At 61.9% G+C, this 20,896-nt stretch carries 13 protein-coding genes; 3 read left to right on the forward strand and 10 right to left on the reverse strand.

What is annotated here, in order from left to right; genetic code table 11:
* Positions 1-120: 120 nt before the first annotated feature.
* From H1B37_RS21145 to H1B37_RS21165, 5 genes are all read right to left on the reverse strand, one after another.
* A complete protein-coding gene (locus H1B37_RS21145; RefSeq protein ID WP_182868640.1) occupies positions 121-852 on the reverse strand; it encodes a hypothetical protein in 732 nt (243 codons plus the stop codon).
* Positions 853-1,110: 258 nt separating this feature from the next.
* On the reverse strand, positions 1,111-2,178 hold the full coding sequence (pheA, locus tag H1B37_RS21150; protein ID WP_182868641.1) for a prephenate dehydratase: 1,068 nt from the start codon (positions 2,176-2,178) through the stop codon (positions 1,111-1,113).
* A gap of 271 nt (positions 2,179-2,449) precedes the next feature.
* Positions 2,450-3,712, reverse strand: coding sequence for a nickel pincer cofactor-dependent isomerase, group 22 (locus tag H1B37_RS21155; protein ID WP_182868642.1), 1,263 nt, complete (start codon positions 3,710-3,712; stop codon positions 2,450-2,452).
* Complete coding sequence (locus tag H1B37_RS21160; protein WP_182868643.1) at positions 3,709-5,370, reverse strand: leucine-rich repeat domain-containing protein; 1,662 nt, start codon at positions 5,368-5,370, stop codon at positions 3,709-3,711. Before H1B37_RS21160 ends, H1B37_RS21155 begins: the two co-directional genes overlap by 4 nt.
* A gap of 423 nt (positions 5,371-5,793) precedes the next feature.
* Positions 5,794-7,284 carry a trypsin-like peptidase domain-containing protein gene (locus tag H1B37_RS21165; protein ID WP_286177982.1) on the reverse strand — a complete coding sequence of 497 codons (1,491 nt, stop codon included), beginning with the start codon at positions 7,282-7,284 and terminating at the stop codon, positions 5,794-5,796.
* A gap of 487 nt (positions 7,285-7,771) precedes the next feature.
* Between H1B37_RS21165 and H1B37_RS21170 the strand changes: the two genes are divergently transcribed.
* The 3 genes from H1B37_RS21170 to H1B37_RS21180 all read left to right on the forward strand — a co-directional run bounded on the left by H1B37_RS21170 (position 7,772) and on the right by H1B37_RS21180 (position 11,986).
* Positions 7,772-9,199 carry a DUF4013 domain-containing protein gene (locus H1B37_RS21170; protein ID WP_286177983.1) on the forward strand — a complete coding sequence of 476 codons (1,428 nt, stop codon included), beginning with the start codon at positions 7,772-7,774 and terminating at the stop codon, positions 9,197-9,199.
* An 81-nt stretch (positions 9,200-9,280) separates the two neighbouring features.
* Positions 9,281-10,786 carry a S41 family peptidase gene (locus H1B37_RS21175; protein WP_182868644.1) on the forward strand — a complete coding sequence of 502 codons (1,506 nt, stop codon included), beginning with the start codon at positions 9,281-9,283 and terminating at the stop codon, positions 10,784-10,786.
* 372 nt (positions 10,787-11,158) lie between these two features.
* Positions 11,159-11,986 (forward strand): hypothetical protein, encoded by an 828-nt coding sequence (locus tag H1B37_RS21180; RefSeq protein ID WP_182868645.1) that lies wholly within the window; start codon positions 11,159-11,161, stop codon positions 11,984-11,986.
* A 747-nt stretch (positions 11,987-12,733) separates the two neighbouring features.
* Here the strand turns inward: H1B37_RS21180 and H1B37_RS21185 are convergent.
* The 5 genes from H1B37_RS21185 to H1B37_RS21205 all read right to left on the reverse strand — a co-directional run bounded on the left by H1B37_RS21185 (position 12,734) and on the right by H1B37_RS21205 (position 20,885).
* The gene (locus H1B37_RS21185; RefSeq protein ID WP_182868646.1) at positions 12,734-12,934 is read right to left on the reverse strand and encodes a hypothetical protein; all 201 of its coding nucleotides are present in this window, start codon (positions 12,932-12,934) and stop codon (positions 12,734-12,736) included.
* Positions 12,935-13,115: 181 nt separating this feature from the next.
* Positions 13,116-14,972 (reverse strand): glutamine--fructose-6-phosphate transaminase (isomerizing), encoded by a 1,857-nt coding sequence (glmS, locus tag H1B37_RS21190; RefSeq protein ID WP_182868647.1) that lies wholly within the window; start codon positions 14,970-14,972, stop codon positions 13,116-13,118.
* A gap of 198 nt (positions 14,973-15,170) precedes the next feature.
* A complete protein-coding gene (locus H1B37_RS21195; RefSeq protein ID WP_220498303.1) occupies positions 15,171-15,827 on the reverse strand; it encodes a hypothetical protein in 657 nt (218 codons plus the stop codon).
* Between the two features lie 293 nt (positions 15,828-16,120).
* Positions 16,121-18,970 carry an Hsp70 family protein gene (locus H1B37_RS21200; RefSeq protein WP_286177984.1) on the reverse strand — a complete coding sequence of 950 codons (2,850 nt, stop codon included), beginning with the start codon at positions 18,968-18,970 and terminating at the stop codon, positions 16,121-16,123.
* 82 nt (positions 18,971-19,052) lie between these two features.
* A complete protein-coding gene (locus tag H1B37_RS21205) occupies positions 19,053-20,885 on the reverse strand; it encodes an Hsp70 family protein (protein ID WP_182868649.1) in 1,833 nt (610 codons plus the stop codon).
* Between the last annotated feature and the right edge of the window lie 11 nt (positions 20,886-20,896).

Here is a 20,896-nt window from a genome sequence, read left to right on the forward strand (position 1 = left end):
GGTGAATTCGTAAAATCCTGTTAAATCAGAAGCTAAAAGCCTCACGACCTCGGTTGGTAAGGGCCCGGAAGGGCCATCGTGCAACGGGAGGCCGGAAGGGCCGATCGTACCTTCGCGGCTTCACGCCGCCTTGCGAATCGCCACGGCCGCCTCTTCGACTTCGGCGCCCTCGGATTCGCTGGCAGCAAACGCCATCGCCAACGATTCGACACCGGAGATCGACAGCAGCAGATAGCCGAACAGTTCGGAAAACTCTTCCACCGCCGCCTTGGTCATCTCCGCCGCCGGGCTCGGCCCGATGGCCGTCCAAAGGTCGGGGACATCGATCGCTTGGCAGACCGTGCAGACATACAGGCCGGCAAAAACAAACAGTGTCATCGCGGGCGTACGAAGCAATGCCAGCGATTGGTCGACCGCTTGTTTTCGGCCCCGGTACAACGCCACGGCCCCGATGACGAACAGCGGGATGCCGGCCAGGTACTTGTACGCATCGTCAAAGAACACGGTTTCGAACCAACTGTCACACTCTCGAGCGGCCGCGTAGCCGACCAGGCAGCCGCAGACGACCAACAGCGGGCGTCCGAACTGCATTCTGGACGCCGCCAGAAACAGGCAACCGGCAGCGAACATCGCCATCATGGCCTGGGCCAACTCGACCGGGCCGTTCTCCCGCGCGATCACTTCCGGCCCGTACCCGCGTGCCGCCAGCAAAACGAGGTTGCAGATCAAAAACGCAACCATCGCGTAGACGAGCAAGCGAACCGGGTAGTCGAACAGGGCGCCGGGCTGGCGGGGGCCATCGTCGCGGTCTGCGTCACTGGATGCGCCGCGGTATTTTCGTAAAGTCTTCATCAAACCTTCCTTGGTCGACCGGGTAACGATCCAGTCTTAGAGATTCGCGGGCGCGGGAGAAAGGTCAGATAGGAAACTTTCGCCGTGAAACTTACGAAATGACGTTCGCCGATGTATATAAAGCGTCGCGAACAGCTGATCGACGACAGCCTTACGTCCGAACGTCGCTCGACGTAGCTACCTTCGCCAGAAGGTGGTGTGTCTGTATAGCCACGCTCGCATCGAGCGTCGCTACGAAGAGCAATGGATTTCGGCCGCTCAGAGCACGGCGACCGGATAGGACCCCAAAATCTCCAGCCGCCGGGTGATGGCGGCGAGTTGCTCGATCGCCGCGGCGACGCGATCCTCGCCGCGATGGCCGGTCAGTTCGACAAAGAACAGGTACTCGTTGCGCGATCCCGGCAGCGGGAACGATTCGATCCAGGTGAGGTTGAGCTGTGCGTCGCTGAAGATCTTCATCGCGCCGGCCAGCGCGCCGGGCTGATGTTCGACTTGGAACAGCAATGACGTTTTGTCTTTGCCAGTGGGGGCGGGTTCGTCGCGACCGAGCACGGCGAATCGGGTGACGTTGTCCTTGTTGTCTTCGATGTTCTGGTTCAAGACGTCCAAACCGTAGGCACGCCCGGCAGGCAGGCTGGCGACCGCGGCGATGTGGGCGTGCTGGGCGGCCGATTCAGCGGCCGTCGTGGTGCTGCCGACTTCGATCAAGGTGGCGGCCGGAAAATTGGCCGCCAGCCAGCCGCGGCATTGCGACAGGGCTTGGGGCTTGCTATGGATTTCGGTGATCTGATCGCGGGTTCCGCTGGCCAGCAGGTTGTGATGGATCGGCAACAGAACTTCGCCACAGATCGGCATGTGCAGTCGTGCAAACATGCCCAACGTGTCGACGACCCGCCCGTCGGTACTGTTCTCGATCGGCACCAGGCCGCTGACCGCGTCTCCTCGCTGGACGGCATCAAAGACCGCCGGGATCGTCGCGACCGGAGCGAATGGCGCCGCGTCTCCGAAATACTTGATCGCGGCCAGGTGGCTGTAACTGTACTGGGGGCCGAGAAAGCTGATCGCGCCCCGTCCAACCCCGAGGCGACAGACGCTGTCGATGTGACGCATCGTTTGCCGTAGCGCGTCGATTTCGTTGGGGGCAATCGCCTGACTTGAATCGCTGCAAAACGACTGCAGCGTTTGGTCCTGCCGGGCGTTTGATTCGCCGACCGAGGGAAGCGATTGCTGGTCGGCCAGGGCTTCAATCAGGCTACGGCGATGTTGGATCATCCGCAGCAGTTGAAGGTCGATTTGTTCGAGCGATTCAGGGGGCGGGGAAGGCATGAAGGAGGCAGGTGGCGATGTTAAACGGGATGAGTCGGTGGCAGTTTATTAAGGATTCTTGGTGTTGTGGCAAGTCGGTGGGGGGAGGGGGAGGGATGGCAGAATGATTCGGGGCAAAACGATGGTGGGCAAAACGATAGTGGGCAAAACGATGGGGGCAAAACAATGGGGGCAAAACAATGGGGGCAAAACGGTGGGGGCAAAACGATGGGGGCAGAATGATGGGGGCAAAACGGTGGGGGCAAAACGGTGGTGGGCAGGATGATGGGGGTCAAAGGAAATCGCCGTGGTCATCGAAGCGGAGTGGTTGGGGGGCGGCGGCGATTTCAAGTCGGTCGTTGTGTTGAGCGTCTTCGAGATAGGCTTCGCTGCATTGGATCTGCTGCAGATCCAGCGTGTTGGGGATCCGCAGCCAGCGGCGTCGGTCGGCGGGGATCGGGGATTGGGCGCAGACGGCATCGAGCACGTCGCGGTCGCTGTCGAACCAGACCGGCAGCGCCGCCGCGGTGGGATGGCCGGCGGTGATGCAGTTGATCCGCGTCTTGACCGGATCGATTTGTTCGGCCACGCGGCGATGAGTGTACTCGGCGATCCCGATGCCCGAGGCGTTGCCGGCGGTCTTTTCGGTCAGCGAACGCACGTAGATCTGCTGGACTTTGGGCCATTCGTCATCGCCGGCCATTTTGTCGTGCCACTTGCGGCCGACGACATTGGTGTCCAGGCCCGTGCCGCTGATCTCTTTGCCGATTTCGTCGATGACCAACAGTTCGGCCGAGCGAAACGGCAGCTTGGGCATCCATTCGGTCGCCGTGCGGAGCAGCGTCGGCTCGATCGCCAACAACTCGTCACCGGACGCCACGGCGATCTGGCCGATCGAGTCGTGGGCGTCTTCGACCAGTGCGACGCCCAGCAAAAACGGTGTGGCGGCCAGGATCGTCGGGATCGCGTTTGCGGTGATGCGGTCCAGGCGATAGTCAAAGGACTTGAAGGCGGGATGAAAGGTGATCGCGCCGCGATGCTTGCCAAGGCCGATCATCAACATCTTACAGATGCCGCTCTGGATCGAACCGCTCAGCTTGGTGTGGGGTTTGATCCGGTTGATCACGATCAAGTGATCGGCCGCGGCGGCGTTGCGGTCAAAGACCAACGGGATGCTGTCTTGTCCGATCGCACACGATCCGATGGACACCGTCTCCATCGACGATTTGATCGGGCAACCGACCGATTGGGGCGTGATTCCCAGCGCCGCTAGCGTGGCGGTTTGCCCCGCGTCGGTCGCCCCGCCATGGCTGCCCATCGCCGGGACGATGAACGGTTCGGCCCCGCGATCGATCAGCAACCGCACCACGGTTCGGGTGACTTCCGCGATGCGGTCGATGCCGCGGCTTCCGACCGCGATCGCGACCGATTGCTTCGGCCCGATCTGCCCCAGTTCCGGTCGGGCGGTGAGTTGACCCGTCACTTCAGAGGCCACGTCGTCGATGCGGTGCGAGGGCAGCGATTGCTTGGCGGTAAAGAATCGGGGAAAGGTCATTGAACGCGGAGTTGTAGTGGGTTGACGTTGCAATCCGGACGCAGCGTTTTAAGTCTTGCCAAACCGTCGCTCGTGATTTGGGTGCGTTGAACGTCGATCGATTCGAGCGAACTGATGGATGCCAGCGTCGCAATCGCAGCGTCGGTCACACCGCTGCCGGTCAACCACAACGTCTTTAGGTTCGTGTGACCGGCCAGCGAAGCGATCGTCGGGTCACCACATCGGGTCCAGCTGAGGTCCAGTTCTCTCAAACCCGCTGCTTGCCCCAACCAAGGTGCGATCGAATCGTCAACTTGGGTCGCTTCGAGTGACAATTGGTCCAATCGAACCGGGGTCGGGCAAAGCCGAGTCAGCTCGTCGGTTGCGATCGGTTGCCGCGACAGATCGATCCACGTCCAGTCACTCGTTGCGGACAAGGATGCAAGGCCATCCGGAGAGGTTTCACAACCGGACAGGCAAAGTTGGGTGAGGGGGCGCGTCGTCGGATTGGATCGAAGCTGGTGGTCATCGACTTTCAGAAAGTCCACCAACGTGCGCTCTGGCGATGGGGCTGGCGACGGGGCCGGTGATTCAACCGATCCGCTGCTGGGGATGTCGATCGGGATTTCATAAAGCGCTGCAAGTTGCTGGTAGATCCAACGTCGGTTGGCCACCGAGTCGCCGTCGAGAAACCCATGAGTGTAGGCGATCGCGTTGGCGTACCAGCGCGCCAGGTCGGATCGTTGTTGCGCCGAGGCATGGCCGTCGGCACGCATCTCTTGGAACGGAATCAGATCGCGGCCGCCGAGCACGCGATAGCGGGCAAATTGCAATCGCGGGCTGTCCCATCCGCCCACGGTGGCTCGGCATCGGTCCCGGTGCAACGATTCGAAGTAGCCGGCGATGCCTTCGATCAACCAAAAATCGGAACGTGCGCCGGGGAGTTCGCCGGTCAGCCGCGATCGTGTGGCTTCGCGGAACAGCTGGTGGATCAATTCGTGACGACGTGATGCAACCGCGTCGGCCGACGTTGATGGATAGAAGAACGACGTCTGACGCTCATCGCTATAAAACCCCGTCGATTGTTCGATGCCGGGCGTCGATTGGCCCAACGTGCGAGCGTAGTCGTCGGCGTCCTTGAGCAACACGATTCGCAACTTGCGGCGTGAAGACATGCGGGCCCGACTGTTGGCCAGGGCCGAAGCGACGGATTGGTCGGCCGCGACGTCTTGCAAGTGCAGCGCGACTTGCTGACTGCCGTCCCAAAGTGGAAAGAACAACTGCGTCCAGACCCAATACACGTGTTCCAAATCGGTCGCGATTTCACGTGTGGTCTGTTCATCGGCATGGGAGAACAGTTGCAGGTGCGGCGTTTCGACTTGACGGTACGATCCGCTTCGCCAGCCCAGCCATCGCGGCGCGCTGCGGCCGCGGGAGGACTTGATCATGAAGGTGGACCGCGCGGCGGCCGATCCGATCGGAAGTCCCAGGTAGCGCCGGAGCACCGGGGCATCGGGATCGGCGGCCAGTTCATTCCACAACCGCTGGTACGCGTGCCAGCCGTCGACGTTCCAGGCGGGCAGGCTTTCAACCGGGGAGGCGGGGCAGACTCGCTGGACGCTGTTGCCGACGGCGGGTGGACGCTCCGGATCGGCGGTCGAAATTGTGACAGCGACCATGCGGTCGGCATCTGCACCGGTAGGCCGCTGGGCGTGTGCGTTGCTGCTGGTAAATAGCAGCGCGGTGCAGAGGAGTAGCTTGGCTCGACGGCGGGGCCTCACCGTAGCTACGCTCGCCAGAGCGTGGGTTTCGATGAGAAATACCGCTCGGAACACCGAGGGAAACCACGTTCTGGCGAACGTAGCTACGCCGAATCGGCTGACGATGGCTGGGTGAAATAAACAGCGGCGGTGTCGCCGAGGGGGCCATGGAATCTTCATGCGATCCATTTTAAACAGACGCTCGTCCCGGCTGGGTCAGTAAGCTTGCAGCGGTTTTCTGCAAGCTTACTCCGGGACGAGCGTGACTGTGTTGCTCGGCAGGCGTGTCGACCGCTCCGAGGGTCGATCACGGTGCCAAAGTCGCCCGTTAGACAAGCGTTCTTAATGTCGGACGTTTTCGTCGCGAGAGGCGAGTTGGAAATGTCCGTACAAGGTTTGTTCGCGGCGAACGATGTAGAACTTGGCTCGCGGCCCTTTCTTCATCTCGGGGTGTTCCAGGATGCCGGCCAGGTCGCTGATGCTGGCCGTTTGCCAGCCGTGGATGCCCAGCAAGACGTCACCGACTTGGATCCCCTGCTCTGCGGCGGCCGATCCGCTGCGGACGGCGGTGATGTACAGTCCGCCGCGGTAGGGCGTTCGCATCCGCGAGTTCAGGCGGTTCATCGTCGATTGGCTGACCGGTTTGGCGCGGATCCCGATCACGGCCCAGGCGGTATCGCTGGGTTGTTGGGTCTCTGACGCGTCGACCGGTGTGGTCGCGACGGCCAGTTCCAACAGGCCGCCGTCACGCTCGACGGCCATCGGGATCGGTTGGCCCGGTTGCATTTGCAACAGGGCGAGTGAATAGTCCAGTCGATCGTCGACCGGCCGCGAACCAACGCGGACCACGCGGTCACCCGGCTTCAATCCCTCCCGTGCGGCGGGGCTGCTAGCGGAGACATGGGCGATCGTGATTCCGTCGCCATCGCGTGGACCGCCGTTGGTTCGCAATCCGGTCTCGAGTCGTTGTGAGTTGTGCTGCTCGATCATCGACGTGACGATCTCGACGACCTGGTCGATCGGGATCGCAAATGCGATCTGTTGGGCACCGACGCGGACGGCGACATTGACGCCGATGATTTCACCGTCAATGTTCAACAGCGGGCCGCCGGAGTTACCGGGATTGATCCCGGCACTAATCTGGATCAGGTCTTCGTAGTCTTGGGTGTCATTGACGGGAACGTCGCGGTGCAACGCGCTGATGATTCCCTGGGTGCAGGTGTGCACGTAACCGTAGGCGTTGCCGATCGCGATCACACTTTCGCCGACCATCAGATCGCTGCTGGTGCCTCGCGGGACCGTGGGCAACTCTCTGTTGAGGTTGACTTTGACCAGGGCCAAATCGTTTCGCGGTCTCGCGGCGATCAGCTCGGCACTGGTGACGGTTCCGTCGTGCAGCGTGACGCGGATGTTGTCGACGTCTTCGACGACGTGATAGTTGGTGATGACGTAGCCTTGCGGGTCGATCACCACGCCGGTGCCCATCCCGTTGACTTGGCGAAACCCGCCTCCGTCGGTTGCACCGGCCATGCCGGCGGCGGTGTTGCGGATGGTCTTTTGTCCATGCAGGTTGACGACCGAGGGGCTGGCCCGGCGGACGGCCAGCACCGTCGGGGTTTCACGCCGGGAATCGGTCACGTGTCTGGAGACCGTCGCCGGTTCGAACGACGCCAGCGACGCATCTTGAGCGCTGACGCTCGAAGATTCCATCGCGGTCATCATCGAAAGTGCGAATCCGACTTTTCCGATTCGTCGCAGCCACTGGGTCGTGGCGGTGCGGAAACGGCCATTGGTCAGGCCAACGGTCGGGGCAGATTGGATCGGTGGTCGCATAGGTCCCCGTACCCGGTGAGCAGAACTGGATGCGTCGCTTGAGAATCGAAAGTTGCGGGTTTTCGATCATCATGGGAGCCGGAATCCCCGGCACGAGAGAGTGAATCGGAACAACCAGTAGGATCCCTTGATGGCGCCGCCCGGACGCCGCAAGGTTTACCAGCCTTAACATTCCGCTACCGGGTGGTGTCGAAAATGCGCCTTTCGGCCCTGTCGGACGTCGCTTCGTGCTTCACTCCCGACGGGCCGCTGCACTGAATCGCGCCAAGAATCAAAAGAAAAAGAACGAATTCCCGTTTCAGTTTGCCAAGAATCCCCATCTGAAACGCGAACCGGATAGCCTGGATTTGAAGCCGCCGTCGAATGAATGCGATCGAGCGCGGCCAGCCGATGGGAATACCGCCAGAGAATTGAAGTTTTTTTCGCTGCGACGAATCTGCCAGCCGCAGTCGACTGTTTCACGACCAAGTCAGCGTGCAATGATGTGATGGAACAAACCAACGATCGATCGTCGGCCGGTATCCACCCTGGCGGAATCCACTCCGGCCCAGACAGCCACACCGATCGACGGGGCGATCTGGCGGTCGATGATCGACCGTCTGTGAATACGGCCCCTCTGGCGCACGCCGACGTCGCGGTGGGCGACACCGCAGCGGCAGGCGACTCGATGACCGACAGTGCCGCCGATTTGAACAGGGCCGCCGATTTGAACAGGGCCGCCGATTTGAACAGGGCCGCCGAATCGCAACGTTCCGAATCGCCGGCCGCTCGGGGAGTGGTCCGGAGGGTCGCCGGCGGAATCACTTGGTTGGTCGGCGGCGTGTTCTCCCTGGCCGCATTGATCGTCTGTTTGGCCGTGTTGGCGGCGATCCCGATTTTGCAACTGATCACGTTCGGCTATTTGCTGGATGTCGCCGGGCGACTGGCGCGAGGGGCAACGCTGCGCGAGTCGCTGCCGCATTTGCGTGCCGCGGGCAAGATCGGCATCGTGGTGGTGGCCGTCGTGATCGGTTCTTTACCGGTGCAGTTGTTGGCTCACTGGGAAAGCGTCGCCTCGCTGATCACGCCGGGGTCGGATCAGGCGTCGTTGCTGCGCACCGCTGCGATCTTTGCCGCTTGTTTGGGAGTGTTTTATCTGCTCTGGGCGCTGGCCCGCGGTGGACGCTTGGTGCATTTTTTGTGGCCCCAGCCCAAACGCATGTTGCGCCAGGCTTGGCGACCGAGCACGTACCGCCAGTTGCCGGACGCGCTTTGGGAATTCACCCGGTCGTTGGAACTGGGGCGTTTCTTTTGGCTCGGATTGCGTGGGGCGTTGGGCACGCTGGTGTGGTTGATCCCGGCGATGATCATCATCGCCGCCAATCGCAACGGCGAGACGGGATTGGCGGGGTTGGTCGGCGGGGTGGCATTGATCGCGCTGGGCGTTGTGCTGTTGTACCTGCCGATGTTGCAGGCCCAGTTTGCCGCACAGAATCGGCTGGCAGCCCTGTTTGACGTCCGCCGCGTCCGTCGGCGGTTTTGTTACGCGCCGTGGGCTTGGTTGTCGGCGATGGTGCTGGGATTGGTCGTCTTGCCGATTCCGTTGTACTTGCTAAAGATCGAAGCGACGCCGCGTGAGGTGGTTTGGTTGCCGACGTTGATGTTTGTGGCCTTCATTTTGCCGGCTCGTGTGGCCGAAGGGCTGGCGCTGCGGCGGGCCAATCGAATCGCCGGTCAGTATGGGGACGGGGCAGTGAAACCGTCGGGGGCTTGGAGTTTGGTTTCACGCTGGTCGGCACGTCTGTTGATGCCGGCCGTCGTGGCCACCTATCTGTTGTTTGTGACGCTGTCGCAGTACACCAGCTGGGACGGGTTGCAGACCTGGGTGCAGCAGCACGCGGTGTTGATTCCGATTCCGTTTTTGGGTGGTGTGTAGAGACGCCGGCGGGGTGCTGGCGTATGCTTTGCCAGGGCACTCGGCTCGATTCTTCCCCCCGTTACAAATTCGTCTCAGCGTATGCCAGCACGCAACTTCAATCTGATTCTGTTTGCGGTGGTCGTCAGCATTCTGTGTCATTTCACCTATCGCAATGCCCGGACGGCCAGCATCTTGGGTGAAGCGATCGAGTTGATCGAGCAGAATTACGTCGATCCGGTGGACCGCCAACAACTGCTGCAGGCCGCGATGGACGGGGTGGTCAGCCAGCTGGACGAACACAGCGGCTACTTTGCGGTCGAAGCGTATCGTTCTTTTCAGGACAACATGCACCAGGAATTTGCCGGCATCGGGATCTATGTGGCTCAGCCGCAACCCGGCCAGCCGGTCCGGGTGGTCACGCCGCTGGTCAATTCGCCGGCATTGCGAGCCGGGGTCTTGCCCAATGATTTGATCATCAAGGTCGACGGGGTGGACGTCTCGACGATGTTGCTGGCCGATGTCAGCGAGCGATTGAAAGGGCCGCCGGGCACCACGGTTTCGTTGACGGTGCGCCGGGGCGATCAGACGCACTCGATGACGGTCCAGCGTGCGACGATCGAATTGGAATCGGTCGTCGGCGACCATCGCGATGCGTCCAACCGATGGGTGTACCGATTGAAAAACGAGCCTTCGGTGGCCTATGTCCGGCTGAAAAGCTTTGGCGAAAAAACGGTGCGTGAATTGGAACAGGTACTGGTCGAATTGGACAACGATTTCGACGCCTTGGTGATGGATTTACGCGGCAACGGCGGCGGGTTGCTGTACGCCGCCCGCGACGTCAGCGACATGTTTTTGAACCAAGGGCTGATCGTGTCCACGCGGATTCGCGGCGGCGAGATCGAAGATTCGTATTCCGCCACCCCAGGGACTCTGGTCGATCCGTCCAAACCGATCGCCGTCTTGATCGATGCCAACTCCGCCAGCGCCAGTGAAATCGTCGCCGCCTGCTTGCAAGACAACGCGCGGGCACTGATCGTCGGGACACGCAGCTATGGCAAAGGAACGGTGCAAGAGATCATGCCGCTTCAGTATGGCCGCAGCGCCTTGCGGTTGACCGTCGCGCGGTACTTTCGCCCCAACAACAAGAACATCCATCGAACCGCCGATGCGACCGAGGAGGATGATTGGGGCGTGACGCCGGATCCGGGTTTTGTGATCCCGATGGAACCCGACGCGATCGCAAAACTGGACGCCCGCTGGCGAGAGGCGTCGTTCCCGATGTTGGTCGGGATCGAGCCGCCCGATGCCGCGCCCCCCGGCGACTCGCCGTCCAACCTCGATTCGCCGGTGTTGGATGCGACTCGGCGCGAGATTTTGAAACTGGAGGCCGAACTCAACGCGCTGCAGTCTAAGATTCAACAGTCGGTTCTGTCCGAGCAGGCCCAGGCGAATCTTGCCCGCGGACCCGAGGCCCTTGCCGATGACCCGCCGCTGCGTGCGGCCGTTGGAAAACTGTTGGATCTGTCCGGAGGGGCGGTCAACGACGAGCGCGGAGACGATGCGGCGGACGCGGAGCCTGAGGCCGCGGTCAGCGAAGCGGCTTGAAGGTTTCGCACGTGGCGATTTGAATCCTGCACGATTCTGGCAGCCAACAAACGCCAGAGAGGGCCTGCACGTGCGAAACTCTTGGCGACCGCCGCTACCACCCTCCCCTCGCTACGCTCGACCCTCCCTTTCAGGGAGGGTTTTGTGCTCACACGGGGCTGTCCCCGACAGTGCTTAACCGGTCCATCGACGGTGCAAATTCTTCTCCGCCGGTGCAAATCCGTTTGCCCGAGCCACTTGGCACAAGTATCCTGAGGGTCTGTTTCCAATGGCCGAGTTCTCTTGTCGGCCGCCACGCAAACCTAACGGCACGGTTGCTGTCGTCTTTTTGCACGCAATCAATCGCTCGAATTGGCAGAGGACCCGAAAGTGATGATCCGACGTTCTTCTTTTCTCGCACCGCTGGCCGCACTCGCGCTTGTCGGGGCAATGCTCGGCTCACACCAGGCCAGTGCGCAAAATGAATCGCTGCTGGCTGAAATCTACGGCCGGGGGGTGCACGCGTATTATGCAGGCCAGTACACCGAGGCGTACGACTATCTGACCCAGGCCATCGGCGGCGGGACGCGTGATCCGCGGGCCTATTATTTCCGCGGCATCGTCGCCCACCAACAAGGGCGGACGGCTGAGGCGGAAGCGGATTGGCAGGCCGGTGCGGAAATGGAGGCCCGCGCAGGTGGCGGAGCCGGTGTCGGTCGCTCGCTGTCACGATTCCAAGGGTCGGCCCGTTTGAAACTGGAGCAAATTCGGCAGCGGGCGCGGATCGATGCGATGATGAACGCGGCGGCCCGTTCGGACGCACGGATGCAGGAACTGGGCGCCCAGCCCGGCGCGGCGACAGCACCCAAGTCGGCGCCGGCACCGCTGACGACGTCTCCACCGCCGGCCCCCGCGGCGGCAGCCGCCGATGACCCGTTCGCCGACGACGGGCCCGCCCTTGCCGGCGGCCAACCCAAGGTCGAAAGCAACAATGCCCTGGAAGGCTTGGACGACAATCCGTTCGCCGATGATGAACCCGCCGGAGCTGCCGCAGCCGCTGATGCCGGGATGCCCGCCGCGGCGGACAATTCCAATCCGTTCGGTGAACCCGCTGCGCCAGCCGGCGGCGATCCCTTCGGTGGTGACGCGGGAGCGGATCCGTTCGGGGCACCTGCCGGTGGCGGTGAAGATCCCTTTGGCGGCGACCCGTTCGGAAACTGACGGACGCTAGAGGACTCCTCGCGTCGTCCACTACTACTTATCCGAAGATCAACACGAAGCGTCGCACCTCTTCATTTGCCGAAGGCGGAACGGCGGAGTCGGGTGATCCGGCACCGGAACCAGATCACCCGACTCATCAGCCATCCGTCAAGTTCTGCCCAGCGAGGTGTCTCGGCAGCACTCTCTGAAGCCCGAGACGTAATTCCCCGTTACGTCTCAAGCAACCATCCTTAGTAGCTCGTGCATCCCTGCTTCCTCCCTGCCAGAGGAGATTGCATGCCATGTGCCAATCGCCGGCCGGCGGGGATGCCAAGAATCGATTTGGGCCGTAGCGGTGCCGCAGATGTGTTGGTGGGGATTTAGCGGCGTTTGGATTTCCGTTGTTTGAAGCCGCAGTGTGATTCGGCGATGCAGGCCGGTGGCGTCGCCTGTCTAGGAATTCATCACGGTGCCTGCGTTCTGGGCAGGGTGCGTGAAACGAGGCATCCGGAGATCCCAGTGGCATTCGGCCGGGCGATAATAGGACCAATAGGACAAAGAAGACCGATGGGACCGCATACAAAATCGGTCCCCTACGTCGTATTCGTCCTGTTTTCCCCGGTGCAGGACGGTGTCGAAGTGGCCGTTGACTGTCGATGCAGGCCCGCAAACGCTGGCGAGAGGGCACGTGGCGCCCCTCGCTGACGCGTCGGGCTGGCATCGCGTTGCAGCGAGTTCCGTTTCCAGAGGGCGTTTCGCAGGGGGCGCTTACAGGGCGTCTTCGTTGCGGCCCATCAGATTGACGTTGGTGGTCGGGACGATGCGGGTGACGTTGACCTTGGTCCGCCGTAATTCTTCGATTTCCGCGGCCATTTCGGCGATCAGGTTCGCAATTTCGGTTCCGGCGGCTTCGCCGATGTTGTTCATCAGTGCTTTGCGAGAATTAAACGTCAGGCCGGTACGATTCATCGTCTCTCTCATCCGATAAAGAAAAGGTTTCCTAGTCGTGGAACGCTCGCCGGGACGACGTGGCCCCCGTCCTTGCCCCTGGTTTGCGGCGATCATCCCATGGTCGTTGAACAATAATCAAGAGCGTAATTTCGCCAGCGAATTCCGCAAGGAAAGAACCGCATCTTTGGGTGGAATGTACTTACTCCACCGTCACGCTTTTTGCCAAATTTCGGGGCTTGTCCACGTCGCAGCCCCGCAGCAGTGCGATGTGATAGGATAGCAGCTGCAGCGGCACGACGGACACGATCGGCTGGATGATCGAGGGCACGTCGGGGATGTGGATCACGTCGTCGGCGACGGCCTGGATGTGCGGGTCGTCTTTGCTTGCAACGGCGATGATCGGCCCACCTCGGGCCTTCACCTCTTCCATGTTCGCCATCACTTTGTCGTACGTGGTGCCTTGGGGGACGATGAACACGCTGGGGGTTTGATCGTCGACCAGTGCGATCGGACCGTGCTTCATTTCCGCCGCCGGGTAGCCTTCGGCGTGAACGTAGCTGATTTCTTTCAGTTTCAGGGCGCCTTCCAGGGCGGTCGGGAAATTGTACTGGCGGCCCAGGTACAAGATGTTGGTCGCGTCCTTGTATTTTTCGGCGACAGTTTTGACGTGTTCGTTGCAGTTGAGTGCTTCTTGCACCGCCCCCGGGGCCCGTTGCAGGTCGCGGATGATGTTTTGGCCGGCTTCGAAGGACAGGTGGCGGATGCGTCCGAAGTACAGTGCCAGCATGGCCAGGACACAGCACTGTGACGTGTAGGCCTTGGTGCTGGCGACGCCGATTTCCGGTCCGGCGTGCAGGTAGACGCCGCCGTCGGCCGCCTGGGCGATGGAGCTGCCGACGACATTACAAAGGGCCAACGTGCGGTGTCCCTTGCGTTTGGTTTCCCGTAGCGCGGCCAGCGTGTCGGCCGTCTCGCCGCTTTGGGTGATGCCGAACACCAGCGTGTTGTTTTCGATCGGCGGGTTGCGATAACGCAATTCGCTGGCGTATTCGACCGAGACCGGGATGCGTGCCAATTCCTCGATCAGGTATTCGCCGACCAGGGCCGAGTGCCAACTGGTGCCGCAACCGGTCAAGATGATGCGTTCAACGCTGCGCAATTGTTGCGGCGTCAGGTTCAATCCGCCGAACACCGCGGTCGCGTTTTCTTCGTCCAACCGGCCCCGCATCGCGTTTTTCAACGATTCGGGTTGCTCATAGATTTCCTTGAGCATGTAGTGGTCGTAGCCCTGCAGGCTGACCGCTTCTTCGGCGGCCTCCAGAGGCTGGATCTGCACGTTGACCTTTCCCTGTTCTCGGTGCAGCACCGAAAATCCTTCGCGTCGCAACAGCGCCAATTGATGGTCGGCCATGTAGACGATGCGGTCGGTGCATCCGGCCAGCGGCGAGGAATCGCTGGCGACGAAGTATTCGCCGTTGCCGATGCCGATCACCAGCGGGCTGCCGAATCGGGCGGCGATCAACATGTCGGGATGTTCGCGAAAGGCGATCACCAGCCCATAGGTGCCGCGCAATTGTGCGATCGCCCACTGCACCGCTTGGACGCAGCGCTGTGACGGGTCCTCCGGCGAATCCGGGGTCACCCGCAGGCCTTCGGCGATCAGGTGCGCGACGACTTCGCTGTCGGTCGCCGACTGGAACACATAACCTTTCTCGACCAGTTCGTTTTTGAGCGTTTGAAAGTTCTCGATGACGCCGTTGTGCACCAGGATCACTTCGCCGTCGCCGCCGACGTGCGGGTGGGCGTTTTCCACCGTCGCCGGGCCGTGGGTGGCCCAGCGGGTGTGGCCGATGCCGATCGGGCCGTCGACCGGGTCGTTGCCCAATGATCCCGCGAGGGCGTCGATTCGTCCGACGGCGCGGGTGATGTGGAAGGATTCGCCGCCGTGGATCGCCACTCCGGCACTGTCGTATCCCCGGTACTCCAGCCGGCGGAGGCCGCTGAGCAGAAAATCGCCTGCCTTATCCGAGCCGACATATCCGACAATTCCACACATCGCAATTCAATCTGTTTTGAAGGTCTGTTGGTGAACCCCAGCCGGCCGCGGGCGTCCCGATCGGACGGGCGCCGTGGGGGGACAACGTAGTTGTCCGGGTCGGCACGAACAAACCTAGCTCAAAACATTGACGCTGCCGATCCCAGAATTTCCTCCGGAACTGCCAGCGGTAGCGATTGTGACTGAAATCGGACGCGATCAGGCGGCGCGTTTGCTGAGCGTCAGCCCGGTGAGCGTCTCGCTCCAGCGGCCGTTTTCTTGGGCGAACACGATCGTGCTCGGCTTGCACAGCCGCGTGAGGGCGTTTTGTTGGGCCGGTGTGGGCGGTTGGTCAGCCGACCAGAGCACCAAATCCACTTGGCCGTAGGTTCGCACGACGCGATCCAGCCCGGCGTCGATCGTCATCGGCACCAAGTGTGCTTTGGCGGGGAATTCACGCAGCTGTTTGTGGAAATCCCGCAGGGAAAGCGCGTTGCCGCCCATTTCGAATTCATCGATCGCGATGTAGTGAATCGGGGTGGAATGTCCCTTGTGCGTCAGCGAATGCAGCATCGCCAACGACCGCTGTCCGTCACCGACGCAGACTTCCAAGACGGACTGAACCGACAGCGATTCGATTCGCCGAAACAGTTTTTTGTCATCACGGGTAGCCGTGCCGGAATTGTTACGGGGCGTCCGTGCTGGGGGCGCGACTGCAACCGGCGTTGCCGTCGGCGCAGCCGGAGCGGCAGCGGATCGGGGCTCGGCGCTGGTCGGGGACGCCGCCCGGGGGCTGGCGCCCGTCTCTGGAGTGGAGCTGACTGTTGCAGTGGCCGACTTGCCACGAATCGAATTCCAGAGCTTTCGCAGTGGCATCACACCCTCGCCGATTTTGAGCGCCAAACGAAACAAACACGTCACAGCCAGTTGAATCGGCGGCCATTGGCCGCTCAATCGAAGGAAATTGTCGGGTTTTGGGTTGATGTCGGTTTGGCAAACTGTGCGGGTTGACGATGCGTCGAAGTGTCGCCGTGTTCTCCGAACTCGGCGCGGGGAGCGAAAAAGCAATGCGTTGCCTCGCGCCGACCTCGGAGAGGACGGCGACTGTCCAGCCAATCGCCTGTCCGGCCAATCGCCTGTCCGGCCAATCGGAAGCTGCGGGAGACGACTTAACGTCCCAGCCGGATGCCCAGGGGCAGGGAGTCGCCGAAGACCGCGGTCTGTTCATCGCGATCGAGTGTTCCGCCTTCGCGAATCAGACTGACGAAGTGGTCGTCGGCGTCCCTCGAATTCAAGTAGTCGACGGCTCGCTGCCGGATTGATTCGTTGATGTCACGGTAGCGATCGCCTGTCTTTCGCCCCAGTTGGACGATCGTCAGCGGGACGTCGGATTCGGGCGGATCGATGGCAATCAACGACTCGATCCAGGACTCGGCCTTGTCGACCGGGACGGTGGTGTTCAGCGGGCCGTAGGCCGGTTGGCGACCGCCCAGCCGGCCCAGCGCCCACAGCAACGCGGGCCGCAGGCGGACGTTTTTCTTGCGCCCGAATTCCTTGAGCGCGATGTCGCCCAGTTCGATCTTTTGTCGCACGTCCAGCCGTTCCAAGGACGCCACCAACCGCCAGAACTCGTTGGCTTCGTGGGGTTCAATCCGCCTGGACTTGCTGCGCAGGGTGGCCAACATCGGCGCGGCGAGTTGTTGTTGTTGGCCGGCGGTCAATCCGCCGGCGATCCGCCGCCACATGATCATCGATTCGGTACGTGACTGAGACGCGGGGAACGCCAGTCGTCCGTGCAGCAACCGCCACATCTGCTGGACGCGCCAGTCGTCGACGGCCACGCCGTACCCGGGCCGCAGACAAAAACCGGCCAGGTTCAACCAACGCGCTTCATGGGCGGGCGTCTTGCGGCGTCCGGTTTCGTGGTCGGCCATGAATTGCCACAGTTCGCGAATCAACGTGGGCGGCCAATCGTTGCGGCCCGATTCGGTGATCGATTCCAAGCGTTTGACGATTTGATTCGGTTTGACGTCGGCGTCGTCGCCAAAGGTGGACTGGATCGCGTCGGCGCAGGCTTCCACGGTGTCGCTGTCGACGACGCCGCCCATCTCGCCGCTCCCGGTGTGGGCGTCTCGGTCGGTTTCCAGCGTGCTGCGAATATCGAATTCCAGCTTCCATCGTTTGCCGTGTTCGGCGTCGACACAGTACATGCCGACCGTTCCGATCTCACTGAGTTCGGATTCGATGCACACGTTCAACTCCGTTTCTTCGCGACGGCGGCCGCGTACCAAGGCGGTGCAAATCGGCGGCAACGCAGACATCTCGTTGGAATCAATCGAAACCAACTGCCCGACGCGGTCGGCCAGTCGCGTGCTGCTGACCCACAGCGGGAACTGCACCGGCGCCCCGACCTGCAGGTGCAGCGGATGGTCATCGGCGCGAAACTTTTGGCCGGCTTCGGCGTCCCCGGGAATCAAACACAACGCGGTGGGTGGATCGTTTTGGACCTGCATGTAATACGAACGGCCCAGGTTGGCCGCGATCCGCACTCCCTGGCCGCGGCGGACCATTGCGTAATACGCCGCACCGCGGGCAACGGCCAAGTCCAACCGTGGCGACGCCAGCACCTGCGGTTGCCAGGACTCTCCGGGTTTTTCGAACCAATCACGAAGCGAGTCGACGATCCGCTGGCGGATGGCCGGTGCGGCCAACACGCCGCCGTTGAACAGCACCAGATCGGGCCGATCGGCCGATTCGGTATCCTGTTGGTCGATGCCGCTGCGGCGATGTTCGCTCAGGAATTCTGCCAGGTGACGCGTGACGGCGGGGTCGGCGGCGTAGGGCAATCCGAATTCTTGAAACCCACTTTGCTGGCGGGACGGGCGATCGGTAAGTTCAACGCGGGGAAAGAATCCGTCCAGCAACGTGGCATCGATTTCGTCGGCGGTCAGTTCGACCTGGATCGCGCCGGAGAGCAGCTTGGCCCCTTCGGCGGCGACATTCAGTGTGAACGAGTCACCGCGTCCGGGGTCCAACATGGACTCTTTGACCGAACGCGCGGCTTGGACCATCCGGTCCCACTGGCTGGCCGACGGTGGCGCGTGACCAGAGTCGGCATTGAGTTTCGCTTCGGCCAACTTGGCGACCGCCAAGTCCATGTTGTCACCGCCCAGGATCAAGTGGCGACCGACGGCGACGCGGTGAAATTGAACTTGATCGTTAGCCGCACCGGCCGGTCGGACGCGAATCAAGGTCAGGTCGGTCGTTCCGCCGCCGATGTCACAGACCAGGATCAGTTGTCCGGGGCGAACCAGATCGGTCCAGTCGTCGCGGTGTCCATCGATCCAAGCATAGAACGCGGCCTGGGGTTCTTCGATCAGGTAGACGCGTTTCAGCCCGGCTTGTTTGGCAGCTTTGATCGTCAATTCACGAGCGACTTCGTCAAAGGAGGCCGGCAACGTGATCACGACGTCTTGCTCCTTGAGCGGGTGATCGGGGAAGGCGTCGTCCCAGGCCCCGCGCAGGTGATCCAGGTACTTGGCCGACGCGGCGACCGGCGACATCCGCGGGACATCGGCATCACCGTGCCAGGGTAAGAAGTCGGCGGTGCGATCGACGCCGTCGTGTGACAGCCAACTTTTGGCGGAATTGATGCGGCGTCCCGGATGACGCGCACCGGCATCGCGAGCCAACACGCCGACACAGGACGACCGGCCGTCGCTGTCGCTTTGCCAAGCCAGCCCACCGCCCTGAACAGTACCCTGAGCAGTACCCTGAGCAGTACCCTGTCCGCCGACTTCGTTGGACGTCAATTCGTAATGAAACGAAGGCAGTGTTTCGCGCCTTTCGATCTGCCCCAGGTCGACCCACTGCGGGATCCGGAACGTCGCGACCTGCCACTCGGGCTGGGACGTGTCGACGTAACACATGGCGCAATTGGTCGTTCCCAGATCGATTCCGACGACATAGCGGGGTGGAGATTGCGATGTGTCGGCGGACGACTCATGTTGCTCTGACAAAACCGGCTCCGTATGGCGAAGGGCGGTAATAAAAATACGTTTCGGTCTGTGAAACCGAGAGGAGAGCTCAGCGAAACGAAACTTATCGATGCTCTCGAACGTTGAATTCCATCTTCCACTGCTGGTCGCTGCGTGTCGAATGGCACCACAGTTCGAACATGCCCAGTTCGGTCACACGGCTGACAAAGCGGACCGGGACGAAGGGTTGCCCGCCGTCGGAATCATCCTCGCACTCGCGTGAAAGCGTCAATTCGATCGGTTCGCTTTCGACCAGTTCTTCCGGCGTCCAGCGATCGAGTTGCGTTCCCACGGTATCGTCGCCGCGTTTGGAGGAGGCGAAGAATCGGAACCGAGCGGGCTGGCCGACGACCAATCCGATTTCGTTTCCCGGCACCACGGCCTCGGTGCCTTCCTCCATGCCTTGCGGCGCGACGCAGAGGGCGCGCAGCGGGCGCGGGGCGCCGGGGATCGCCAGCCCGGCCGTTTCGATCCCGATGTAGTACGATCGCGCGGTACCGCCACGGATGCGAATCCCGCCGACGTGTTTTGACCAGCCGTAGTAGGCGGCACCGAGGGCGACCGCCGAGTCCAGGTCTTGCTGGCGGCTCAGGACCGTCGGAGCGGAATCGCACCAGCCGTCGACCACATCCCGCATCCGTCCCCGCAACGTTTCGCTGCGGAACACGCCGCCATTGAACAACAGATGGGTCAGGCCCCCTGCGCGATCGGAATCGTTGTCGTTGCCGGCCGCAGAAAACGCTTCGGCATGATCGGCCAGAAACGCGGCGACCTGCTTGGTGATCGCCGGGTCGGCTTCATAGGGTAACCCGATGTCTTGAAACCCCGATGCGGTGTTGCGTGCCGGACGCTCCTTGGCACTGCACTCGGGAAAGAAACCGTCGACGATCAACGCCTTGGCTTCGTCGGCCGTCAGCGCGGTCGAGATCGTCCCGCCGATCAAGGAACTGCCGCGACCGAGAACGGAGATGGTGTGTTCGGCGGGGCCTTCGGCGGCCAACAATGCTTCTTTGGCGTCCCGGCAGGCGTGCCACAGCGAAACGCTTTGCCAGGGATCCAGGTCGTGACCTTGTTCCTGCAGTCGGGTGGCGACCTTGTGGGCCAGTGCCAGGTCCATGTTGTCACCGCCGAGCAACAAGTGGTTGCCGACGGCCAATCGTTGCAATTGCAGTTCGCCCGCGTTTTCTTCGACGGTGACCAGGGTCAGGTCGGTTGTGCCGCCACCGACATCGACGACCAACAACACGTCACCGGCGCCGAGTTGTGTCCGCCAATCGTCCGCGTTGGAACCCAACCAGTGGTAGACCGCCGCTTGGGGTTCTTCTAACAACACGAAGTGGTCCGGCAAACCGGCTTCGATCGCGGCTTGGCGGGTCAGCTCGCGGGCGGCCGGGTCGAACGATGCCGGCACCGTCAGCACGACTTGTTGATCGGCCAGGGGAGCTTGCGGATGGGCCGCGTGCCAGGCGGCGACCAGGTGTGACAGGAATCGCTGGGTGCAATCAAACGCGGAGACTTTGGGGACTTCCGGCGGCGATTGCCACGGCAGCACCGCTTCGGTTCGCCCGACGTTTCCGTGGCACAGCCAACTCTTGGCGGCCACGACGACCCGCTGTGGATTCTCCGCCGATTGTTGCCGTGCATAGATGCCAGCGACCCCACGCCCGGGATCACCGACCAGCGGTGTCTTGAGCGATTCAATTTCGCCCTCACGCGGCAGGTACAAAAACGATGGCAGCGAGGGACGCGAATCGATTTGCCCCGGCGAGATCAGCTGGGGGATCGGCAGCAATTCCAATTTCGGCTCGGTCTTCTTGCCGTCTTGCGAAAGCGGCGCATAGGCGACCACCGAGTTGGTTGTTCCGAGGTCGATGCCGACGCAATACCGTGTGCCCATGTCGAATCGTT

The sequence above is a fragment of the Stieleria mannarensis genome (assembly GCF_014154935.1).
In the GTDB taxonomy this organism is placed as follows: Bacteria; Planctomycetota; Planctomycetia; order Pirellulales; family Pirellulaceae; genus Stieleria; species Stieleria mannarensis.

Excerpts from the sequence above, each read along its gene's own strand:
- H1B37_RS21170 (WP_286177983.1), top strand. The coding sequence starts at position 7,772 with ATGGAACAAACCAACGATCGATCGTCGGCCGGTATCCACCCTGGCGGA.
- H1B37_RS21155 (WP_182868642.1), bottom strand. The coding sequence starts at position 3,712 with ATGACCTTTCCCCGATTCTTTACCGCCAAGCAATCGCTGCCCTCGCAC.
- H1B37_RS21145 (WP_182868640.1), bottom strand. The coding sequence starts at position 852 with ATGAAGACTTTACGAAAATACCGCGGCGCATCCAGTGACGCAGACCGC.
- H1B37_RS21195 (WP_220498303.1), bottom strand. The coding sequence starts at position 15,827 with ATGCCACTGCGAAAGCTCTGGAATTCGATTCGTGGCAAGTCGGCCACT.
- glmS (WP_182868647.1), bottom strand. The coding sequence starts at position 14,972 with ATGTGTGGAATTGTCGGATATGTCGGCTCGGATAAGGCAGGCGATTTT.
- H1B37_RS21165 (WP_286177982.1), bottom strand. The coding sequence starts at position 7,284 with ATGCGACCACCGATCCAATCTGCCCCGACCGTTGGCCTGACCAATGGC.
- H1B37_RS21180 (WP_182868645.1), top strand. The coding sequence starts at position 11,159 with ATGATCCGACGTTCTTCTTTTCTCGCACCGCTGGCCGCACTCGCGCTT.
- H1B37_RS21185 (WP_182868646.1), bottom strand. The coding sequence starts at position 12,934 with ATGAATCGTACCGGCCTGACGTTTAATTCTCGCAAAGCACTGATGAAC.
- H1B37_RS21160 (WP_182868643.1), bottom strand. The coding sequence starts at position 5,370 with ATGGTCGCTGTCACAATTTCGACCGCCGATCCGGAGCGTCCACCCGCC.
- pheA (WP_182868641.1), bottom strand. The coding sequence starts at position 2,178 with ATGCCTTCCCCGCCCCCTGAATCGCTCGAACAAATCGACCTTCAACTG.
- H1B37_RS21175 (WP_182868644.1), top strand. The coding sequence starts at position 9,281 with ATGCCAGCACGCAACTTCAATCTGATTCTGTTTGCGGTGGTCGTCAGC.
- H1B37_RS21205 (WP_182868649.1), bottom strand. The coding sequence starts at position 20,885 with ATGGGCACACGGTATTGCGTCGGCATCGACCTCGGAACAACCAACTCG.